Here is a 22,200-nt window from a genome sequence, read left to right on the forward strand (position 1 = left end):
AAAGATGCCCAAGCTCGGAAAACCCACGGAAGAATGTGCTGCGAGAGTAATGGAAACAGTTCCCTTGCTGATGCGGTTTATCCGAGCAGATATGCGTAGTCACAATGCTGAATCTCTATCCATACCTCAGTTGCGATCGCTAGCTTTTCTCAATCGCAATCCTGGTGCATCATTATCTGAGGTAGCAGAGCATTTAGGAGTTACCTGCGCTACAGCATCAACAACAATTGAACGCTTAGTACAACGCGATTTAGTACAGCGTACAGATCATCCTCAAGAACGGCGGCGAATAGTTTTGAATTTAACAGAATCAGGAAAATTTCTGTTGCTGCAATCCCAAGCAACTACTCGCGCTCATATTGCCGATATTCTTGATGGTCTGACACCAGAACAAATATCACAAATTGAAGCAGGGTTGACTCTACTAAAAAATGTCTTTGAGCAAACAGAAGTTAAAAAAGCTCCTTAATCTAGAGGGAAAACAACACGACTCCTTTGCAGCTTTAAGGTTTCGCGATTATCGATTATTTACTATTGGGCGAGTAGTACTGTTTACCGGCTCACAAATGCAAACAGTAGCTATCGGTTGGGAACTCTATGAACGCACCAACTCAGCGATGGTATTAGGTGGGGTAGGACTGGCGCAAGTGCTACCAATGATCGCCTTGACATTAATTGCTGGACATGTAGCAGATAGACGCGATCGCAAACTTACAACCCTACTATCTATTCTGCTACTAGCTCTTTCCTCATTAGCTTTGGCAGTAGTTTCCTATACTCAAGGTACAATTAGTCTTTTTTATACCTGCTTAGTCTTCTCAGGTGTAGCTAGAGCGTTCTTAAAGCCTGCCAGCGATGCCATGATGTGGCAATTAATACCAACAAGCGCCTTTACCAATGCCGCTACTTGGAATAGTACCAGCTTTCAGCTAGCAACAGTCATCGGCCCAGCTTTGGGAGGATTTGCGATCGCAGCTTTCGGAAATGCTACAAGCGTATATATATTAGCGGCTGTGGCAGCATTTTTATGTTTCGCCTTAACATTGCCAATTAAACAGCAAAACACCACTCTTTCTAAAGAACCAATCTCACTCAAAGCCTTAGCTGGGGGTGCTGAGTTTGTCTGGAAAAATCAGATAATCTTAGCAGCAATTACCCTAGGTTTGCAGTCTTACTAGGGGGTGCAGTAGCCTTATTACCCATCTTTGCTAAGGATATTTTGCACGTTGGCCCTGTAGAGTTGGGGTATTTGCAAGCTGCTCCTTCCATAGGTGCGCTGATTATGGCGGTAACTTTAGCCCATCTGCCACCTATGCGTAAAGCTGGGCCAGCCTTACTCTGGTCTGTGGTAGGTTTTGGTGTAGTCACAATTATATTTGGCTTGTCGCGCTGGTTTTGGCTGTCGTTGCTGATGCTGGCGCTCAGTGGCGCATTAGATAGTATCAGCGTTGTGATTCGCCATACCTTAGTTCAAATTCGCACACCCAACCATTTACGCGGTCGAGTTGCAGCAATTAACAGCGTGTTTATTAGTGCTTCTAATGAATTAGGGGGCTTTGAGTCAGGTTTAGCGGCGGCTTTGTTCGGCCCCATAGTTTCCGTAGTTGGCGGTGGAATTGGCACAATTCTGGTGGTGGTTGCAACCGCGATGATTTGGCCAGAGATGCGAAAGCTAGGGGCGTTGCATGAGTATGAGTAAAAAGGAATTCAGTTGAGGGACTCTCATCTATTAGCTGTCTTAACACCTATGATAAGCTGAATTAGATCATTTGTTCTTGGCTAAGATGGCAAGTCTTCCGCATTTGGTTCAATACCAAGGCAGTAAAAGAAACCTAGCTTCAGATATTCTCAAATTTCTCCCTATAAATGTGGAGAGATTGGTAGAACCATTTGCGGGAACTGCTGCAATTAGTATTGCTGCATCTGCTCAAAAAATATCCCAAAATTTTTGGCTCAATGATTTAAACAAGCCATTAATTGATTTATTAGAATTAATCGTAGAGCAACCTGAAATAATAGCAAACGCTTATGCAAATATCTGGAATGAGCAGCATAGTAATTCCTTAAAACATTACTATCAAGCTAGAGATCAGTTTAATAGAAATAATGACCCTGAAATTTTTCTCTATTTATTGGCTAGATGTGTTAAAGGCTCTGTTAGATATAACTCTGAAGGTCTTTTCAATCAAAGCCCTGATAAAAGGCGCAAGGGAACTCAGCCTAACAAAATGAGAAAAAATATAGAAGGGATTTCTCATCTGTTGAAAAATAAGTGTAAGTTCACCTGCTTAGATTATAGAGAAGTTTTATCTACAGTTAGACCAAGCGATTTTTTATATCTAGATCCGCCTTATCAAGGTGTATGTGGTAATAGAGATAAAAGATATTTTTCGGGAATAAATTTTGATGATTTTGTTCTAGCTCTTGAGGATTTAAATCGCAAGGAAGTTGCGTTTGCAGTTAGTTATGATGGCAAAAGAGGAAATAAAACTTTCGGCCAGTCCTTACCAGAAGCATTAGGGCTGAAAAAAATAGAAATCGAAGTTGGGCGCTCATCCCAAGCAACACTCTTGGGTAAAGATGAAGTAACAATAGAGTTTTTGTACTTATCACCATCTTTACTTCGTCATCAAACTTCAGAGATAGAGCGCTATATTAGCCAATCACAAAAACAGCTTATTCTGTTGGAGAAGCATGGACAGTTCTCAGCAACTCCCCGATGATTTCATCAAACTTTGTCAGTCCGTTACTGCCAAAAGACCAAAAGCTGTTATCGATCACATTTTGCAACATGGTTTCGTAACGACAGAAGAACTCAAGAACACATATGGCTATAATCATCCTCCCAGAGCAGCCAGAGATGTTAGAGAACATGGAATTCCTTTAGAAACTTTCCGTGTTACAGGTAGCGATAGTAGAAGGATAGCTGCTTATAGATTTGGTGATATTAGTAAGGCTAGATTTTCTAAATTCTCTGGTAGAACTGGTTTATCAAAACAATTGAAGCATGAGTTAATTAAAAGATATGGCTGTAAATGCTTCATTTATTTGGAGGAATTAGATGAACGTGAATTGCAGATAGATCACCGTATTCCTTTTGAAGTTGATGGGGAACCTGAACTTTTAGCTGATAACTTTATGCTGCTTTGTGGCTCTGCCAACCGAGCAAAATCTTGGTCTTGTGAGCATTGCCAAAACTGGAATCATCTCAAGGATAAGTCTATCTGTTTATCCTGTTACTGGGCTTATCCAGAAAACTATACACATATTGCTATGCGACAAATCAGAAGAATAGATTTAATGTGGCAGGGAGAAGATATTGGTATATATGAAAGATTACAACAACAGGCTATTGCACAGAATAAAGGTATTCCCGAATTCATCAAGGAAATTATAGAAAGAGAAATTGGTTGGCATGATGAGGGCTAACATAGCACTACTACTCGGTTAAGCGTTTTGAACTCAAAATTAGTTAAGGGGGAAAGGTGAAAGGTTAAGGGTTAAAGGTTTTTTCTTTCCCTTTTCCCATTCCCCTTTTTTCCCTTAACCGATAAGTATTGCCTCATGTACCTGCAATCTGCTGTATTTTATTTGTTATTGGTGAAGAATGCTGTGCAACTGCCGCAAGTTGAGCAACCATCTCAGCGCGAGAGGAAACCTCAAGCTTACGAAACATTCTCTTCAGTGCTTGTTTCACAGAATTTTCAGTAATCCAAAGTTGCTGACCAATTTCGGCGTTGGTGTAACCTAAAGCCACTAATTCAGCAATTTGCAATTCCCGAGGTGTTAGGCGATCGCACTTGAAATTATGAGATTGCGATCGCATTGTCGCATTCCAAATCGAGAGGTGCAGGCACAGCGCACTTAAATCGGCTAAATTTTGGGCATCAAATGCAGCCATTTTCTGTTCGCGGGTAAAGCCAATTGCACCTACTAATTTTCCCTCACTGACAATCGGCCCTGCCATGACGTGCCAATGATCGCTTCGGGGACAAATCATTCTCCAGACATGGGGTGATGTTACTAAGGCTTCATGAACTGGAGTATGACGTTCCACCAAGTAACGTGCAACTGGATTATGTTCGATTGATAGTGCAATTTCTAGTATTTTCTGCAGTTTGCGATCTAAAAGGCGTAGTTGATCAAAGAAAAAAACGCCACATTTTTTAGTCGTAAAATACTCACCGAGTTTCGGCACAACTTGCGATCGCAATTCCTGTTCATTCTGGGCCTGGTTGATGGCTTCAAAGAGCATCTGCAAGGAATTTCTCATAATTATTGTGTCGAAAACTGTACACGATCGAGGACTGGGCGAGCTAAGTCTCTTCTCCTAATCTTAGTTTTAGTGTAAATCACAGGAGAACCGCCGATGTCTCAGTATGCTCATCCTGAAGTTCTGATCGATACGCAATGGCTGATGGATCGTCTCAACGATTCTAGTGTGCGGGTGGTTGAGGTGGATATGAGTCCAGAACCATACAAAAATGCTCACATCCCTGGTGCAGTCTTTTGGAATATCTTCACGGATATCTTAACTCCCGATTTGCGGATCAATTTAGATCCCACATCTATAGAAAAGCTGCTTTCGCGATCGGGTATTTCCCCTGACACAACAGTCGTCGCCTATGGTAGCTATCCTGGAACCGGAGGTTGGATTTTCTGGCTGTTGCAACTCTTTGGGCATAACCGCGTATATATTCTCAATGGCGGTTATCAGAAATGGGTCGCAGAAGGTCGGCCACTAGCAACAGAGTTGTCTACTTTTACACCCACACACTACCAAGCCAAAGCACCCGATGCTAACTTGCGGGTTTTGCTGGCGGAAGTTCAAGCCTCTTTGCAGCAAACAGAGCGTGTATTATTAGATGTGCGTACTCCTCAAGAGTACAATGGCGAACTATTCATGATGCAGCCGCCACAAGGAACAGAACGCGCCGGACATATTCCGGGTGCAGTCCATATTGAACATACCTTGACTTTGAATGCAGATGGAACATTCAAGTCAGCCGAACAGTTGCATCAGATCTACAGTAGTAAAGGGATTACGCCTGATAAGGAAGTATTTCCTTACTGTGCCATTGGTGGGCGATCGGCATATACTTGGTTTGTTTTGAAATATTTGTTGGGTTATCCCAAAGTCAGAAATTATGATGGTTCGTGGAATGAATGGGGACGCTTACCTGATGCACTGATTGAGCAATCATCAATCATTGTATGAAAAACTCCACCCACAAGGGGATGGAGTTTTTGGGCATGGGGAATGGGGCATCGGGGAGGCAGTGCGTTGCGGGGGTTCCCCCCGTTGTAGCAACTGCCGTCATGGGGAAGAAATTACCAATGCCCAATGCCCAATGCCCAATGCCCCAAGCGGCGGGGCAGCTGTCCCTCTCCACCCACAAGGGGATGGAGTTTCCCGCCGCTTTCAATCAATCATTCCTCGTTCTCCTCATCTTGCCTAACGCCTGATTTTTCATTTCTTCACTAATATATATGCATTAGCATAGTCAGGCATTTGTGCAATCTTCTTTCCAAATTCTTGGTGATTATTAAAAATACCTGCTAAAAAATCAAGCTGATGCAGGTTAGGTAAAAAAGCTCCGCCTGTGTCAGCAATCACGCCCATTTGCAGTTGCTTGCGTCCACTTATAGTATGCTCAAGTACAATGATTTTCCCTAAGCCAATATTGAGCACATCACCAGCAAAGGTGACTCCTGGTTTAATGGAAATTTTGGCATCAATTTTATAGCCATAACCTTTAATAGCATTGACTTTTCTAAAGTACCAGTAACGCTTTTGGGCAGTAGCTTTTAATCCCCGGATATAGGGCATTCCGTTGTTTCTATCAACATTGAAATATTCTTCTGTGCCATCGGTAAATTTAATTAATATTGTTCCCTCCATCAGGGCTTCTTCTAAACCTTGGCGGGTTAAATATGCAATGGGTTCAACTTTGCCATATTCTTTACCACCAGGTTCATAAATTCCTGAGAGCACATCTTGTTTGGTATATCTGGTATAGAATTTGTCAGCAGCTAAATTATCTTTTAGGCTATAAATTGGAATATTATATGTAGCTGTTTTTTTATGGGAGCCTGGGTGATTAAAAACAGCATATTTTGTAATTCGTAATTTTGGTTGATTGGTCTGCTTGGGGTTATAAGGAGTCCATTTGATGACTTTAAAATTGCTGTTAATAAAATTAGCATTTTGTAACCGCGTAGTGCGATTGTTAGCAATGTCCTCTTGTAAGACAGCAACCATGAAATCTAAGGTTTTGAGAACATCATCTATAGTTACTCCCTGAGTACCTAGCAGCCCTGTACGTAAAACATCAGGGTCTGCATTAGCATGGTCTTGATAATATTTTCTGGTATTGGTAAGAACAGTTAACAAATCTTTTTGGTTGAAGCTTATCTTTGTCGCTGGCAATTTACCAGCCGAGAAAACTTGACTATTATTAACACTAAATTTAAATTTCTTAAATTCATCAATTACATTATATTTTGTAGAGACTGATACTACACTCTGAGCCAATGTATTATTATCTGTATTGCTAGGTGTCCCAGCAGTTATTTGTTGAAGGGGCGCAAAATTTTGCCCACTTGCGGCAAGTATTTGAGCAGATTTAATTAAAGGAAGAAGGAAAGAGGATAAAGTTAGGGGTTTTTCCGACTCAGTAACAATATTCTGTGTAGTCTGATGTGCTGAAGCGATTTGTTTATCTTGTGACTGAGCCAAGAGATGACTATTGGCAAAACCAAAAAGTAATAAAGTAACAAAACCAACTGTAAAGCGATTTTTTTTGCTGAATATCATAAACATACTATTGAAAAAATTTCTATTGCTAGATAATAATTACACTTAGTTGATATCTGAACTAGTCAGCCTCAAAAAGGTTCCCTTTAACTGCAATCAGAAACTTTGTGGTTACAAATTTTGGCAAATATACCACAATTTAAACAATTTTAAAATAAATCAATACAAATTGTAAGGTAGGCATAATCATATTAGAAGTAAAGCAGATGAAAGGAATGAGGAGAAGTAAGCTAATGCGCGCCTAAATTGCATAACTACTCAAGAAGGCTGTTAACTGTTAACGGTTGACTGTCAACGGTCAACGGTCAACAGCCCTCATGAGGGATTGTGCAACTTAAAAGCAGAATAGCTTAACAAGAAAAATGTAGAAATGCAGCTATGGGGCTGATGTTGCTAAATTAACAAGAGATAATCACAATACGCTAGCTGCAATCAACAATGGTATCTACTTCTACAGCGTTCTCAGATATTAAAGGCCATTGGGCAAGGTCATTTATTGAAGCTTTATCAGGGCGGCGCTTGATCAATGGGTATCCTAACGGTACTTTTCGCCCAGATAACTCAGTAACTCGTGCTGAATTTGCTGCCCTTATTGCAAAAGTCTTTACAGTTACTTCTAAGCGGAAATATTCCCCGTTTACTGATGTACCAACTAATCATTGGGCAGCCACTGTTATTAAAAATGCTTATGAAGCAGGGTTTATTTCTGGATACCCTGATAAAACTTTCCGCCCCAATAATAGAATTTCTCGGGGTGATGTTTTAGTGGCAATAGTTAATGGCTTGGAAATTGCTACTAAGATAAAACCTGACTTAGTTAATAAATTGTCACAATATTATACAGATGCGACTGCGATCGCCAGCTATGCCAAAAATCAAGTAGCTATTGCTACGAGTGCAGGGTTAGTAGTTAACTACCCAAATCTCAAATTACTCAACCCTAATCTAGCCGCAACCCGTGCTGATTTAGCGGTCATAGCCTATCAAGCTTTGGTATATCTGGGGCAAGCAGAAAAAATTACCTCTACGTACTTAGTGCCATCGCCAAACCCACCTGTGGTAGTGGTACCTCCAAAGCCACCTGTAGTAGTAGATCCTCAGCCACCTGTGGTAGTAGTAGATCCTCAGCCACCTGTAGTAGTAGTAGATCCTCAGCCACCTGTAGTAGTAGATCCTCAGCCACCTGTAGTAGTAGTAGATCCTCAGCCACCTGTGGTAGTAGTACCTCCAGTTGAGCCGCCTAAGGTAGAAGTACCACAGAATACTGTGAGGCTAAGTCATCAAAGGGAGTTTCGTGGAGCATGGGTAGCAACTGTTTGGAATGGTGATTGGCCTTCTAAACCTGGACTACCTGTTGCACAACAGAAATCGGAACTAGTTGCGATTATTACTCGATTACAACAACTCAACTTTAATGCCTTAATTTTACAGGTGCGTCCAGAAGGGGATGCTGTGTATGCTTCGACTTTAGAACCTTGGAGTGCTTGGATTACCGGAACTCAGGGAAAAGCACCAGATCCATATTATGATCCCTTAGAATTTGCGATCGCAGAATGCCACAAGCGCAACATTGAAGTTCATGCTTGGTTTAACCCTTACCGCGCTAAGACTAGTATCAATAGCGGAATTAATGTTAGTCCCCATATAGCTGTCACGAATCCAGACGTGGTTTATAAATGGGGCAATCAATTGTGGATGGATCCAGGGATTAAAATTGTTCAGGACAGGGCTTATAACGTTATTCTTGATGTTGTGCGTCGGTATGATATCGATGGCGTTCACTTAGACGACTATTTTTATCCTTATCCCATATCTGGGCAAACTTTCCCCGACAACAAAACCTATGACACTTACAAAAACGCTGGCGGTGGACTTAGCTTAGGCGATTGGCGACGAGAAAATGTCAATCTGATGGTGCTGCGGTTATCGGAAGGAATCAAAGCCACAAAGCCGCACGTTAAATTTGGCATTAGTCCCTTTGGAATTTATCGCCCTGGACAACCAGCAGGTATTACGGGCTTAGATGCCTATAATGTCCTGTATGCTGACTCCAAGAAATGGTTAGAACTGGGCTGGGTTGATTATATTGCGCCTCAACTTTATTGGCGTACCGACCAAACACAACAAAGTTATCCTGCTTTACTCAATTGGTGGACACAGGTAAACACCAAGCAAAAACACGTTTACGCTGGTAACAATTTGACCGAACCCAGCAACAAGAGTCGGGAAAGTGAAGAGATTGAAAAGCAGGTAATATTTAGTCGTAGCCAAGCTGGAAGGTATTCCCTGGGTAATATCTTCTTTAATTTGGGTGTTTTGATGGAAAATAGCCAAGGTATTGCTGATAAATTCCAAACTCAAATTTATAGCAAACCTGCCATTTCTCCTACTTGGTCTTCCCAAATTACCACAGCACCAGCAGCACCCACGGGGCTAGTTTATGTGAACGGTAAACTCAATTGGAAACCTGGAGACGATCAGCAAGTTCGTTCTTGGACACTTTATCGCCAAACTACTGATGGCTGGGTAATTCAGCGCATTTTATCTGCTGGTACAAACTTTGCTACTGTCGGCCCAGGAACATACGCTGTGTGCGCCGTCGATAGGCTAGCGAATGAAAGCCAGGGAGTGATGATTACAGTCAATTAAATGGGAAAGGGGAAAAGGGGAAGGGGGAAAGGGAAAGGGAAAGAAACAACCTTTCACCCTTTCTCCAAAAAATTACTTTTCGGTTAAGGAGAAAAAGGGGAATGGGAAAAGAGAAAGAAACAACCTTTCACCCTTACCCTTTAACCTTTTCCCCCAAAAATTTACATAGGTATTTGAATCAGGAATTCTGTACCTTCACCTAAAATAGAGTTACAAATCAAACGCCCGTTGTGAGTTTCTTCCACAATTTGACGTGCGATCGCTAATCCTAAACCAGTGCCTTTACCAACTCCTTTGGTGGTAAATAGATGATCGAATATCTTGTGTTTGACTTCCTCAGACATTCCTGTACCGTTATCTTGAATGCTAATTACTGCTTGTTTACCATCTCCACTTTTAGTCGTGCGAATTGTAATTTGATTGGGGTTGGCTTGAATTTCGGCAAAGCTGCGTCCAGTATTTGACTCTTCTAAAGCATCGATCGCATTCGCCAACAAGTTCATAAATACTTGGTTTAATTGTCCGGCAAAGCATTCTACCATTGGTAGCTCCCCATATTCTTTGACAATCTCTATAGCTGGATGATGTTCGTTAGCTTTTAAGCGATGCTTGAGAATTAAAATTGTGCTGTCGATACCTTCGTGAATATTAAACGGGACTTTGTAGGCTTTATCGGCTCTGGAGAAAGTGCGTAAACTGGTGCTAATATTACCAATGCGTTCAATGCCCAATGACATCGAATCTAGCAATTTAGGTAAATCTTCGCGCAGATATTCTAAGTCAATAGAGGCAATTTTATCTTCTATTGCCGCATTGTCATAGGGCAATGTTTCATATAACTCTATTAAATCAAACAAGTCTTGCACATAGTCTTTTGCTGGTTCCAAGTTACCAGCAATAAAGCCCACGGGATTGTTAATTTCATGAGCTACACCAGCTACTAAATTACCTAAAGCTGACATCTTCTCATTCTGCACTAGTTGCAGTTGAGTTTGCTGGAGATGCTGAAGCGCTTGTTCGAGTTGAGTTGCTTGTTGACGAGTTTGCAGCAACAAGTCTGCTTGCTGGAGTGCTACCCCTAATTGAGCAGCTATTTGCTGGGCAAATTGAATTTCCGAACCTCGCCACTCACGGGGGCGATCGCATTGGTGAACGCACAGCAAACCCCACAGTTCACCATTTTGAATAATTGCGACAACTAGGGAGGCTTTGACATGAAATTGTTCTAAAATCGCACGATGGCAATCTAGTACCTGGGCTGAATCTAAGTCAGCCATAGCGCAGATCCGCCCTTGTTTATAAAGGTTGGCGTAGTCTTCGCCAAAGCAATGATCTTTAACGTTAACAGCTAGAGCAGAAGGAAATTCGGGGATGACATCTTCGGCAATAAAGTGGCCATATTCATACTTGGATTTTGCCTCAAATTGATAAATGCCAACGCGATCGGCATTTAAAATTCGTCGCATATTTTGGGTAACTGCACAAAATATGGCATCCAAGTCTAAAGACTCTCGCATCTGCGTTACCACATCAAACAAGGTTTTCTGTTTTTTGAGGGATTGTGCTAGTTTTTGGGCATTAGCTTGCGATTCTTGATAAAGGCGGGCATTTTCTAGAGAAATTGCTCCTTGAGTACATAATAAATTGAGTAAAGTGAGGCGATCGCTGGTAAAAGCTCCAACTGTCAGGTGATTTTCTAAATAAAGAATGCCTAGCAGCTTACCTTGGTGGATAATTGGCGTACACAACAAACTTTTGGGCTGTTGGGAAATAATGTAAGCATCAACCATCAAAATGGGATCTATGGTTGCATTGTCAATGGTTGCGGCTTGCAGAGTGCGTTTAACACTGTTAATCAAAGAAATTGGGACATCTAGAGATTCTTCTAAAGGCAGCGATCGCATCAGTGTAGGTGATTCCCCTAATGTAGCAATGGCTTCTAGTACTAACTTTTCTTGTTTCTGTAGCAGTAATACACCTTTATCTGCACCAGCATTTTCCATGACTACAGACAGCAAAGTTGAAAGTAGCTTTTCTAAATGAATTTCGCTAGAGAGAGCGTGAGAAGCTTTGATAATAGTTGCCAAATCGAGAAATTCTGAAACTGTATGATCGCTTAATGTCGTGCTGCTGCTTTCAGAGACAGTACTAGCAATGGTTGTGGTTGCATTCAAAGAATATTGTTGTCTTTGCAACATACTCTTGAGCAATTGGGGATAGCGCTGTTCTAAATCTTCGATTTTGGCTTTGGCTCCCCAACGAGCATAGCCGTAATAAGCTTCTTGTAGATAAGCTTGAGCTACTTTCTCTTTACCACAATCTAAATAGAAGCTAGCAGCAAGTTCATTAGCCAGTGCTTCGTCACGCAGATAACCATTTTCTTTAGCCCCTGCAATGGCGCGATCGTACATTTCCATTGCTTGCCATTTTTCCCCAAATAGCCGTTGATATTCTGCCTCGACTAAATCAAATTTGTATTGGCAATTCATGGGCGCATAATGCGCCCAATTTTTCATTTTCTCTTGATTTGTTGTGATTTTTGCAACTAACTTCTCTTTGTCTACAACCAGATTTTCTCTATAGGCTGCCAACTGTGTCAGAGAATCATAAAAGTAAAATATGGGAACATAAGCAAAGCCTGCAGCACCATCTACATATTGTTCTGTAAGTGCAGCATCTGCAACCGCTTGTTGATAGTTGCCCAGCAAATAGTTCAACAGCAATTTATGAGAGTATAGATAAAAAACACCTAGTCTATCATTAGCTTGTAAATGCTGAGTTAGCATTTTTTCTTCGTCGTAATATTCTCCCTGTAAATATTCAATAACACTTCTGCCTGTGCGTAAATCATGTATTGATTGTTGCAACATTTGGAAATATTGTAAACAAGCTATCTGCTTAATTTGATTGATAGAATCGCTCAAAGCAAATACTTCTCGTTGCAACTCAGATAATTCTTTTTCTATGCCTGCAAAATAGGTAAATCCGCAGTACATTACGGCTGAGTAGCCAGCAAATTGTAAATCCCCAGTTTCTAGACCAATATAATAAGCTGAACGCAAAGGTATTAAAGTTTCTTTGACAGCAATTTTCCAATGCTTGACAAACCCATAAACCATAGATTGAACTTTACATTCCAGTTCTTTGGCTTTGAGTTGGGGTAATAAATCTAAAGCGAGTTTACCAAATTGATAACCTGTTTCAAAATCTCCTACTATGGCGCTAAGAATGAGAGCATAACAGGCATAACTATGGGTAGAAATGGCAGTATTGCCATATTTAATTGATAAACTTACCTGTTTAAAATAAATTAACGGATAAAGTGCCGGCACTGCTAAATAGCTAGCTGCTGAGATGCTAGATAATATTTGCATCGCTGCTAACTGAATGCGATCGCTCATTACAGGTAAGTTAATTAATTCGGCAATTCCTTTGTCTTGCCAAAGGCTTTGAGTTGCTTGTAATCCGGCTATAATATCAGCTTGGCTGGGTTCTGTAGGAAATTCTATGCCCAATAATTTGAGAAATTGTAGCCCATTATTTACTGCTTCTACAGATTTATTTTGTGCTACCAAAGCCTGATTTTTAACGTCATATACTTTAACTTGATCCAATAGGCTTTTTGCTTCTTTAAGCAAAATTTCCGCTAATTTTTCCATCTCAGCAAAGTTACCACTGAGATAAGCAACTTCTACTGATGCTTCGTATAAACTTAACGTCAAATTATATTGACTTTGCCAATAATCATCAGCTAATAACTGCCGCCCTATCGTCAAATATTCCCAAGCAGCACTGTAAGCCGTAGCATTCTTGGCTTTGTATCCTGCTTGGAAATTTAATTGAGCTAATTCATGTTTCTCATCCTGTGAAGTGAGTAATTCAACTCCTTGATTTAACTGATTGACAATCTGAAATATTTGCTCTTCTATTTGCGCTTTGGGAGTATTCTTTAACATTAATCTCCCGATATTTAAATGGGTAAATTTTTTCTGCGCTTCTGGAATGAGAAAATAAGCTGCTTGTTGTACACGATCATGTAAAAACTTATAGGTAGGAGTTTGAGAATTTTGATATTTGAATGATTTGGTATCGGGATGATTCTCAACTTCTTGAAAGAACTTATAAACCTCACTTTGCGGTAAAATTAACCCAGATTCCAAAGCAGACCATAATTCTGCAGCAGCTGCTACTAGAGATTTTTGTCTTACAGTTGCTAGTGTCGTTAAATCAAAAGTGTTACCAATGCAAGCAGCTAATTTTAAAACATCTTGAGTGGCTGGAGGCAATTTCTGTAATTGCATAGACATAAACTCAACCACATCATCTGTGAGTGCTAAGGCATTAACTTTAGCAATATCGCATTCCCAATAGCCTTGCTCGACATTAAAAGTAATTAATCCTTCTTCATATAAAACCTTGAGAAATTGATTGTTGAAAAAGGGATTACCTTGAGTTTTCTGATATACCAATTTTGTTAAAGGTAATGCCAGTTCCAGGGAACAACTCAGTGTATCAGCAATTAGTTGGTTAATCTGAGATAATTTTAGAGGAGGTAATGTCAGGGTATTGATATTAGCCCCAGCTACTTGGATTTCATTTAAAGTTACTATTAAAGGATGAGCTGGAGAAACTTCATTATCTCGATAGGCTCCCATCAATAAGAGATAGCCAATATCGCTTTCGCTCATCAATAATTCCATCAACTTTAAAGAAGCCAAATCTGCCCATTGCAAATCATCAAGGAAGATGACAAGGGGGTGTTTTTTGGTAGTAAAAATAGCAATAAATTTTTGGAATAGTAAATTAAAACGATTTTGAGATGCATTTCCTCCTAATTCAGGTACAGGTGGTTGCACACCAATAATTTGTTCTAATTCGGGAATTACTTCCACAATTACCTGTGCATTCTCACCCAAGGCTGTGAGAACTTGACTTTTCCATTTTTGCAATTGTGCATCACTTTCTGACAGTAATTGCAGCATCAAATTACGTAAAGCTTGCACAAAAGCAGAGAAGGGAATATTGCGATTAAATTGGTCAAATTTACCTTTAATGAAGTAGCCTCGCTTCTGCACAATTGGCTTGTGAACTTCATTGACAACAGCAGTTTTCCCAATCCCAGAAAAGCCTGCTACTAATACCATTTCCTTAGCACCTATACTGACTCGCTTAAATGCTGTCAGCAGCTTTTCAACTTCTGCCGTTCTGCCATAAAGTTTATCAGGGATAAGAAAGCGATCGCACACATCCCGCCTTCCAATCGGGAAACTTTCAATCTTAGCTGTTGTCTGTAGTTGTTCTAAGCAATTTTCTAAATCATATTTCAACCCTAAAGCACTCTGATAGCGGTCTTCCGCATTTTTCGCCAGCAGTTTCATCACAATATCGTAAAGTACCTGCGGTATTCCTTCCCTATTTCCTGTTCCCTGTTCCCTATTCCCTAATGCCGTAGGCATTTTAGCAATATGACAATGTACCAACTCCATCGGATCGTTTGATTGAAATGGTAATTCTCCGGTGAGTATTTCGTAAAAAGTCACACCCAAAGAATAAAAGTCTGTACGGTAATCAATCCCGCGATTCATCCTCCCTGTCTGTTCTGGCGATAAATAAGCGAGTGTGCCTTCCAATACATTAGGACTAATAAGTGTTTGAGTTTCTCGTGGTAGTAAAGATGCAATACTAAAGTCAATTAATTTAATTTGCTTGGTTTCGGGATTAATTAAAATATTCGCAGGTTTTATATCCTTATGAATAATGCGATGGCGGTAAAGAATATCTAATGTATTGCACAGTGCGATCGCAATTTGGAAAAACTCCATTAAGCTCAATACATTTGTTCTAATTTTATACCATTGGCTCAGAGCGATTCCGCCAAAATCCTCCATAACTAACACATAGCCATTCTGATATGCTTCCAGGCTGTATGTCCCAATAATTAGTGGTGATTGCAGATTTTTAGCAATAGTGTACTGATTGCGAAACTGTACCAATTCGTTGAAACTAGGATAAGAATTTTTTAATAGTTTCAATACCACAGGTTTATTGTCAGCCTCTCGAAATCCTCGATAAACCAGCGTTCTGGAACCGTTGTAGATTTCTTCACTAACGCGATAACCAGGAATATGAGGAATACTAACTTCGATGCTAACCATAATAATTGGATTATTAAATCTGTGTTCCCAGAAATTTAGTATTCCCAACTATTTTCAGCATTTTATAAATGAGTAAATAAACTTTACCTCGCCCAGGTTAGATGTAAACAGCACTTACGCAACTGGCACAGTGATTCTCTGACATAAGAGTCAAGAGTCAAAAGTCAAGGGTCAAAAATTTAGGTTTTTTGGACTCTTGACTTTTGACCCTGGACAAACCTAAACGAAAAAAATATGACACTTGCGTAAGTTTTAGTAAAGAGTAGATAAATTGCATATCTCTAACAATCCAGTTTGAATTCTAGAACTATTTTTTACGTAGACAAGTAACAGAAAATAACGAATAAATTTATAGAGATTCTTTTCAAGCTCCTAATATTAGGAGCAGATTTGGCGAGATATATTGTTATTTATGCAAGTTAGCGCTCAAATACAGTTATAAATGCCTAAATTTGTCTCAAAAGCACTTGGCACCCCCAAAGTCAAAAACAGTGAGAGTGCCAAGTAGCTTTATGTTTAGGGTCTTTATAATGGCTGACCCCATTTAAAATGAGAGGTTTTATTGTTTATTTACAATCTCACGCAATCAGCAATAATTTCTAATACTTAACAATTTCTTTAGATTCTCAGGTAGAGAAATGTTTTCTAGTAACTGTTTTGCTATCTGATATCACCAATCACTCTCACAAAAAGGATTTGCGCTTGTGGATAATTCCTCGGGTATGTTCTTCAGTCTGCTGACAAGGCTGTACATTAACTGTCAAAGCACCAGCATAGATTAAAAATTCTTCATAATCTGTAATAATAAAATGATTAGACATCAATCTCATCTGGAAAAGATTGTTGCAACACATCAAACATCTGCAGGGGCGCAAAGCTTTGCGCCCCTCTTCATAGATTCATGGCTAGTCAATACTGCTCGGTTAAGGATTGTCAACTCGGAATTTGGTTTGGGGAAAAGGTTAAAGGTTTTTTCTTGCCCTTTTCCCCTTCCCCTTTTGCCCTTAACCGACAAGTATTGCATGGCTAGTAGAGTTTACACGGGAATTTCGATGACAAATTCCGTCCCTTCACCCAGAACAGAGTTACAGCTTAAACGCCCATTGTGGGTTTGTTCAACAATTTGACGCGCGATCGCTAATCCTAATCCGGTTCCTTTACCAACTTCTTTGGTGGTAAACAGATGATCAAAAATGCGATCGCGAATTGACTCGGGCATTCCTGGGCCGTTATCTTTGATGCCAATAATTGCTATGCGTCCATCATCAGAGATATCTGTACGAATAGTAATTTGCTGAGGATAAGCTTCTAAATCAGCAAAAGAAAGCCCCTCGCTGGCTGTATCTAAGGCATCAATCGCATTACCCAAGATATTCATAAATACTTGATTGAGCTGCCCTAAAAAGCATTTAACCTGGGGTAAATCACCATAATCTTTGATTACCTGAATAGCTGGGCGTTTTTCTGAAGCTTTCAAGCGATATTTCAAAATCAACAGAGTACTTTCAATCCCCTCATGGAGATTGCAAGCAACTTTTTCCGATGTGTCCGCCCGTGAGAAGGTACGCAAACTGGTGCTAATATCTTTGATGCGTTCAGATGCAACTTTCATTGAATCCACCAGCTTGGGTAAATCGGCTGTTAGGAATTCTAAATCAATTTCTTCGGCATGATCGATAACTGCAGGAGCGAGAATCGGGTTGTTTTCTTGCCACAATTGCAGATGGGTAAGTAAGTCTTGAATATACTGTTCAGTATTATTCAAGCTACCTTTAAGAAAGCCTACAGGATTGTTAATTTCGTGGGCTACCCCTGCAACTAAATTACCTAAGGAAGCCATTTTCTCATTTTGTACCATTTGCAGCTGTGTGTGCTTCAGTTGCTTCAGCATCTGTTCCAACTTTTGGGCATAATCTTGAGCTTGTTGGTAAAGATGGGCATTTTCTAGGGAGATGGCAGCTTGAGTACATAATAGTTGGATAACTTCTGTGCGATCGCGAGTAAAGGCTGCGATCGTTAATTGATTTTCTAAATACAATAAACCTATTAATTTGCCCTGATGCCAAATTGGTGTACACATCACACTTTTTGGTTGTTGCTGCATCAAATAAGGGTCAGCGATAAAATCAGTTTGGGAAGTTGCATCATCCAAAACCACAGTTTTACCGCTACGTTTGACATAATTTACCAATGTTTCCGGAATCGCTTGACTAACTTCTAATGGTACAGTTTGCTGATTTGTACCTTCGTTTGTCGTAGCAATTGCTTCAATTAACCAATTGCCATCTCTAACTACTAATAAAACTGCCTTTTTTGCACCCGCATTTGTCATCAATACCTCCATGAGGGTATTGAGCAATTTTGCTAATTCAATTTCACTAGATAAAGCTTGTGAGGCTTTAAAAATAGTGCCAAAATCAAGATTTTTAGAAATACTACTACTGCTACTAGATCTAGTAGTTTGGATAGTTTGATTGAGATAGGAGGACGCGTCAATAGTAGAAATATAAGTTTCGCTCAGTTGGAAGCGATGATTTTGAGCTTGAAATATCGGCAATAACAGTTCAGAATAGCGTTTTTCTAAATCTTGAATTTTGGCTTTGGCACCCCAATGAGCATAGCAGTAGTAAGCTTCTTGCATATAAAATTGAGCTACCTTATCTTTACCCCATGCCAAATAAAACTTAGCTGTCAGTTCATTAGCAAGTGCTGCTTCTTGCAAGTACTGATTTTCTTTAGCCAGGATAATAGCGCGGTCGTAATATTCAATAGCTTCCGCTTTTTGCCCTAATACTCGATGTTTTTCTGCTGCAATTAAACAGAATTTATGCTCATAATTTGCAGGAGCGTAATTAGCCCATTTTCTCAGTTTTTCTAGATTGTTGGTGACATATTCAATCATAGATTCTTGCTGTGAAGATGGTGAATCTGGATACAAAGCCAATTGTGTCAACAATTCATAGAAATAAAAAGTTGGAATCACAGCCAAGCTAGTAATGCTGCTGAAATACTGCTTCACTACATTGGCGTTTTCTACAGCTTGGTCATATTCGCCAAATAAATAGCAAAGAATCAACTTACAAAAATGAGCCTGACAAATAATGCTGAATTGATTAGCAGCATAATGTAATGGTAACATTTCTGCTTCGTTGTAGCTTTCACCAATCAACAAACAAGGATTATCTGCCATTCCTAGTAAGTTAAAAACCGATTGTTGGTAAATACTATTAAAGTTCAAGTATGTGGTTTGCTTTAATTGCTTCATAACATTGGCATAATTGCTCATAGCTTGCGCTAATTCGCCCAATTCTTGACCACTTAAGTAAGCGTATCTACCAAACACATAAGCAGACATCATCGCATATTCAATATCTCCTGTTTCTAAACCGCAAGTGTATGCTTCTAATAAAGAATTTAAGGTTTCTTTGAGATGAACTTTCCAATGTCTAATAAAACAATTGACAGCAAAAATAGTTTTTGATTTTAGCTTCACTGCATGAAGTTGATTGACTAACTCTAATGCTAGTTGTCCCAACTCATAGCCTGCATCAATTTCGCCTAATACGCCGCATAACATCAAGCCATAGGTAGCATAAGCATAGGTAGATTCTGGCGCATTACCGTAGCTGAGAGATAGTTGAACTTGCTTGAGTACAATTAGCCTAAATAACTCAGGAGCAGCTTGATAAGCAACAGAAATAATATTAGAAAGAATTTGCATCCCAGCTTTAATAGTGACATCTGTCATTACTGGTAGTGCGAGCAAATCTGCCGAAGTTCTATTTGCTAATAGACGCTTGGTCACATCCAACTCATGCTCTATATTGCTTTTATCAGGGTGTTTCGGTAATTCTATACCTAACATTGCCAACACATTCAGCGCGACTTGTAAAGCGTCAAGATGCTTACTCTGTGCCATATGAGCTTGAATCTTAATGTTATAAATAGGCACTTGTTCAAGTAGCAATTTGGCTTTTTGCAACGCGACATCAGCGTAGGTTTCCATTGCCGCAAAATCGCCACTGAGACACAATACCTCTGTAATTACTTCATGCAGCGCTAGGGTCAGATTATAATAAGTTTCCCAGCTATTTGCAGGCAAAGATTCTACGCCTATTTTTAAATATTCAGATGCGACAGCATAGGCATTTGCTGCTTTAGCTTTTGTTCCAGCTCTTAAATTTAAATTAATAAATTCTAAAGATGCTTGTGGTTCAGAAATTAATATTTTTCCAAGATTCAAATGATTAACTATTTCAAATAGTTTATCTTCTTGTTTAACTTTAGGCGTATTATTTAATAATAAATTGCCGATTTGCCAATGAGTTAGGGGCTTTCTGTCTTCAGCAATTAAAGAATAAGCAGCCTGTTGAACGCGGTCATGTAAAAATTTATAACTAGCAACCTGGTTATGAGAATCGTGAGCAAATTTGCCTTCAGAATTATTACTCGTTCCCTGAAAAAACTTATAAACTTCGCTCGTGGGGATAATTAAACCCACTTGTAAAGCGCGCCATAAATTCGCCGCAGTTTCAACTTGGGACTTTTGATGGACAATCGAGAGAGTTTCTAAATCAAATAAATTACCAATGCAAGCTGCTAATTGTAAAACTTCTTGTGTAGCTGGTGGCAATTTCTGTAGCTGCATTGCCATAAATTCTACTACATTATCTGTCAGCGCTAAGGTATTAACTTGAGCAATATCACATTGCCAATAACCGACATCAATATTAAAGATAATCAACTCTTCTTCATACAAGACTTTCAGAAATTGGTTATTAAAAAAGGGATTACCTTGAGTTTTCTGATAAACTAACTTAGTTAAAGATAAAGCTATATCCAGAGAACAATTGAGCGTATCAGCTATTAGTTGATTAATCTGTGATATTTTGAGTGGGCTTAAGGTAATGGTAGAAAAATTGCTTTGCTTTTTGCTAATTTCATTTAAAGTCACCATTAAAGGATGGGCTGGAAATACTTCATTATCCCGGTAAGCGCCAATTAACAATAGATAGCCATGATGATTTTCTCCCATCAATAGTTCTATTAACTTTAACGAAGCACTATCCGCCCATTGTAAATCATCAATAAATATGACTAGAGGATGGTCTTTTGTCGTAAAAGTAGCAATGAACTTTTGAAATAGTAAATTGAAGCGATTTTGTTCTGCATTTCCTCCTAGTAGAGCTACAGGTGGTTGCACACCAATAATCTGTTCTAGTTCCGGAATTACATCCACAATGACCTGAGCATTATCACCCAAAGCTTGGAGAATTTGATTTTTCCAGATTTGTAGTTGTGCGTCACTTTCAGACAGCAATTGTCCCATCAAATCGCGTAAAGCTTGCACAAAAGCCGAGAAAGGAATATTACGATTAAATTGGTCAAATTTACCTTTAATAAAATAACCACGTTGACGGACAATCGGCTTATGGATTTCATTGACAACAGCAGTTTTACCAATTCCCGAAAAGCCAGCAACTAATATCATTTCTGTATTACCTTTGCTCACTCGCTCAAAGGCATTTAACAGCGCTTCTACTTCAGTTTGCCGACCATAAAGTTTATCAGGAATAATAAAGCGATCGCTCACATCCCTTTGTGCAATTGGGAAGCTATCAATTTTCCCCGTTGTCTGTAGTTGCTCAAGGCATGTTTCTAAATCATATTTCAGTCCTAATGCACTCTGATAGCGCTCTTCCGCATTTTTCGCCATCAGTTTCATGACTATCTCACACAGAACTGGCGGAATCAATTCCCCATTTTTGAATTTTGAATTTTGAATTTTGAATTGATCTGGTTGTTTGGCAATATGACAATGTACCATCTCCATCATGTCATTTGATTGAAATGGTAATTCTCCAGTCAGCAATTCGTAAAAAGTTACACCTAAAGAGTAAAAATCAGTGCGGTAATCAATTCCGCGATTCATTCTCCCCGTTTGTTCTGGAGATAAATATCCCAGCGTTCCTTCCAAAATATTAGGACTGACAACAGTTTGACTTTCTCTTGGCAATAAAGATGCAATACTAAAGTCAATTAAGCGAATTTCATGAGTTTCGGGATTAACTAAAATATTGGCAGGTTTGATATCTTTATGAATGATGCGCTGGCGATAGAGAACATCTAGAATATTGCATAGAGCGATCGCAATCTTCAAAAACTCCAGCAAACAACCTACAGCTTCCCCCCTATCCCACCACAAGTTCAGCGCAATTCCCCCAAAGTCCTCCATCACTAATGCATAGCCATTCTGATAGGGTTCCAGGCTATAGGTTTGCACGACCAGAGGCGATGGAAGATTTTTGGCAATGGTATACTGATTGCGAAACTGCACCAATTCACTAAAACTAGGATAAAAATTTTTTAGCAGCTTAATTGCCACAGGTTGATGGTCAGCCTCTCGATACCCACGATAAACCAGCGTTCTCGAGCCATTGTAGATTTCTTCGCTGATGCGATAACCGGGAATACTAACTTGCGTGCTAACCATAACCGTTGAGTGATGAAATTTACTGGGAGGTGAATTTAGTATTCCCAAAATGAAGCTTGTCATTATTGGGGATTGGGGATTGGGGA

11 protein-coding genes and 1 pseudogene are annotated in these 22,200 nt (G+C 39.7%); 7 read left to right on the forward strand and 5 right to left on the reverse strand.

Translation table 11 applies throughout. The annotated features are described in order from the left end of the window. Positions 1-4 precede the first annotated feature (4 nt). The 4 genes and pseudogenes from HGR01_RS32830 (at position 5) to HGR01_RS32845 (ending at position 3,429) form a co-directional block, all read left to right on the forward strand. On the forward strand, positions 5-469 hold the full coding sequence (locus HGR01_RS32830; protein WP_045868093.1) for a MarR family winged helix-turn-helix transcriptional regulator: 465 nt from the start codon (positions 5-7) through the stop codon (positions 467-469). Continuing rightward, a pseudogene (locus HGR01_RS32835) lies at positions 432-1,699 on the forward strand (MFS transporter). Before HGR01_RS32830 ends, HGR01_RS32835 begins: the two are co-directional and overlap by 38 nt. A gap of 85 nt (positions 1,700-1,784) precedes the next feature. Continuing rightward, positions 1,785-2,723 carry a Dam family site-specific DNA-(adenine-N6)-methyltransferase gene (locus HGR01_RS32840; RefSeq protein WP_045868092.1) on the forward strand — a complete coding sequence of 313 codons (939 nt, stop codon included), beginning with the start codon at positions 1,785-1,787 and terminating at the stop codon, positions 2,721-2,723. Next, complete coding sequence (locus HGR01_RS32845; RefSeq protein WP_045868091.1) at positions 2,695-3,429, forward strand: hypothetical protein; 735 nt, start codon at positions 2,695-2,697, stop codon at positions 3,427-3,429. The genes HGR01_RS32840 and HGR01_RS32845 overlap by 29 nt, the downstream gene beginning before the upstream one ends. Positions 3,430-3,562: 133 nt before the next feature. On the opposite strand, the gene HGR01_RS32850 is transcribed toward HGR01_RS32845, so the two are convergent. Then, positions 3,563-4,273 (reverse strand): helix-turn-helix transcriptional regulator, encoded by a 711-nt coding sequence (locus tag HGR01_RS32850; RefSeq protein WP_045868090.1) that lies wholly within the window; start codon positions 4,271-4,273, stop codon positions 3,563-3,565. 96 nt (positions 4,274-4,369) lie between these two features. On the opposite strand from HGR01_RS32850, the gene HGR01_RS32855 reads away from it, so the two are divergent. Together HGR01_RS32855 and HGR01_RS32860 are read left to right on the forward strand one after the other, a co-directional pair. Beyond that, positions 4,370-5,218 (forward strand): sulfurtransferase, encoded by an 849-nt coding sequence (locus tag HGR01_RS32855; protein ID WP_045868089.1) that lies wholly within the window; start codon positions 4,370-4,372, stop codon positions 5,216-5,218. A 35-nt stretch (positions 5,219-5,253) separates the two neighbouring features. Beyond that, positions 5,254-5,466 carry a hypothetical protein gene (locus tag HGR01_RS32860; protein WP_155538970.1) on the forward strand — a complete coding sequence of 71 codons (213 nt, stop codon included), beginning with the start codon at positions 5,254-5,256 and terminating at the stop codon, positions 5,464-5,466. 4 nt (positions 5,467-5,470) lie between these two features. Here the strand turns inward: HGR01_RS32860 and HGR01_RS32865 are convergent, their stop codons facing one another. Beyond that, a complete protein-coding gene (locus tag HGR01_RS32865; RefSeq protein ID WP_045868087.1) occupies positions 5,471-6,823 on the reverse strand; it encodes a hypothetical protein in 1,353 nt (450 codons plus the stop codon). Between the two features lie 432 nt (positions 6,824-7,255). Between HGR01_RS32865 and HGR01_RS32870 the strand changes: the two genes are divergently transcribed. Beyond that, positions 7,256-9,466 carry a glycoside hydrolase family 10 protein gene (locus tag HGR01_RS32870; protein WP_045868086.1) on the forward strand — a complete coding sequence of 737 codons (2,211 nt, stop codon included), beginning with the start codon at positions 7,256-7,258 and terminating at the stop codon, positions 9,464-9,466. Between the two features lie 161 nt (positions 9,467-9,627). On the opposite strand, the gene HGR01_RS32875 is transcribed toward HGR01_RS32870, so the two are convergent. From HGR01_RS32875 to HGR01_RS32885, 3 genes are all read right to left on the reverse strand, one after another. Then, positions 9,628-15,621: an AAA family ATPase gene (locus tag HGR01_RS32875; protein ID WP_045868085.1), complete on the reverse strand. Its 5,994-nt coding sequence runs from the start codon at positions 15,619-15,621 to the stop codon at positions 9,628-9,630. A 683-nt stretch (positions 15,622-16,304) separates the two neighbouring features. Continuing rightward, positions 16,305-16,442 (reverse strand): hypothetical protein, encoded by a 138-nt coding sequence (locus HGR01_RS32880; protein ID WP_155538968.1) that lies wholly within the window; start codon positions 16,440-16,442, stop codon positions 16,305-16,307. A gap of 215 nt (positions 16,443-16,657) precedes the next feature. After that, positions 16,658-22,114, reverse strand: a complete 5,457-nt coding sequence (locus tag HGR01_RS32885) for an ATP-binding sensor histidine kinase (RefSeq protein ID WP_045868084.1) — start codon at positions 22,112-22,114, stop codon at positions 16,658-16,660. Positions 22,115-22,200 lie beyond the last annotated feature (86 nt).

This window comes from Tolypothrix sp. PCC 7712, assembly GCF_025860405.1.
GTDB classification, from domain to species: domain Bacteria; phylum Cyanobacteriota; class Cyanobacteriia; order Cyanobacteriales; family Nostocaceae; genus Aulosira; species Aulosira diplosiphon.

Coding starts and splice junctions, on each gene's coding strand:
- HGR01_RS32830 (WP_045868093.1), top strand. CDS start 5: ATGCCCAAGCTCGGAAAACCCACGGAAGAATGTGCTGCGAGAGTAATG.
- HGR01_RS32840 (WP_045868092.1), top strand. CDS start 1,785: ATGGCAAGTCTTCCGCATTTGGTTCAATACCAAGGCAGTAAAAGAAAC.
- HGR01_RS32845 (WP_045868091.1), top strand. CDS start 2,695: ATGGACAGTTCTCAGCAACTCCCCGATGATTTCATCAAACTTTGTCAG.
- HGR01_RS32850 (WP_045868090.1), bottom strand. CDS start 4,273: ATGAGAAATTCCTTGCAGATGCTCTTTGAAGCCATCAACCAGGCCCAG.
- HGR01_RS32855 (WP_045868089.1), top strand. CDS start 4,370: ATGTCTCAGTATGCTCATCCTGAAGTTCTGATCGATACGCAATGGCTG.
- HGR01_RS32860 (WP_155538970.1), top strand. CDS start 5,254: ATGGGGAATGGGGCATCGGGGAGGCAGTGCGTTGCGGGGGTTCCCCCC.
- HGR01_RS32865 (WP_045868087.1), bottom strand. CDS start 6,823: ATGTTTATGATATTCAGCAAAAAAAATCGCTTTACAGTTGGTTTTGTT.
- HGR01_RS32870 (WP_045868086.1), top strand. CDS start 7,256: ATGGTATCTACTTCTACAGCGTTCTCAGATATTAAAGGCCATTGGGCA.
- HGR01_RS32875 (WP_045868085.1), bottom strand. CDS start 15,621: ATGGTTAGCATCGAAGTTAGTATTCCTCATATTCCTGGTTATCGCGTT.
- HGR01_RS32880 (WP_155538968.1), bottom strand. CDS start 16,442: ATGTCTAATCATTTTATTATTACAGATTATGAAGAATTTTTAATCTAT.
- HGR01_RS32885 (WP_045868084.1), bottom strand. CDS start 22,114: ATGGTTAGCACGCAAGTTAGTATTCCCGGTTATCGCATCAGCGAAGAA.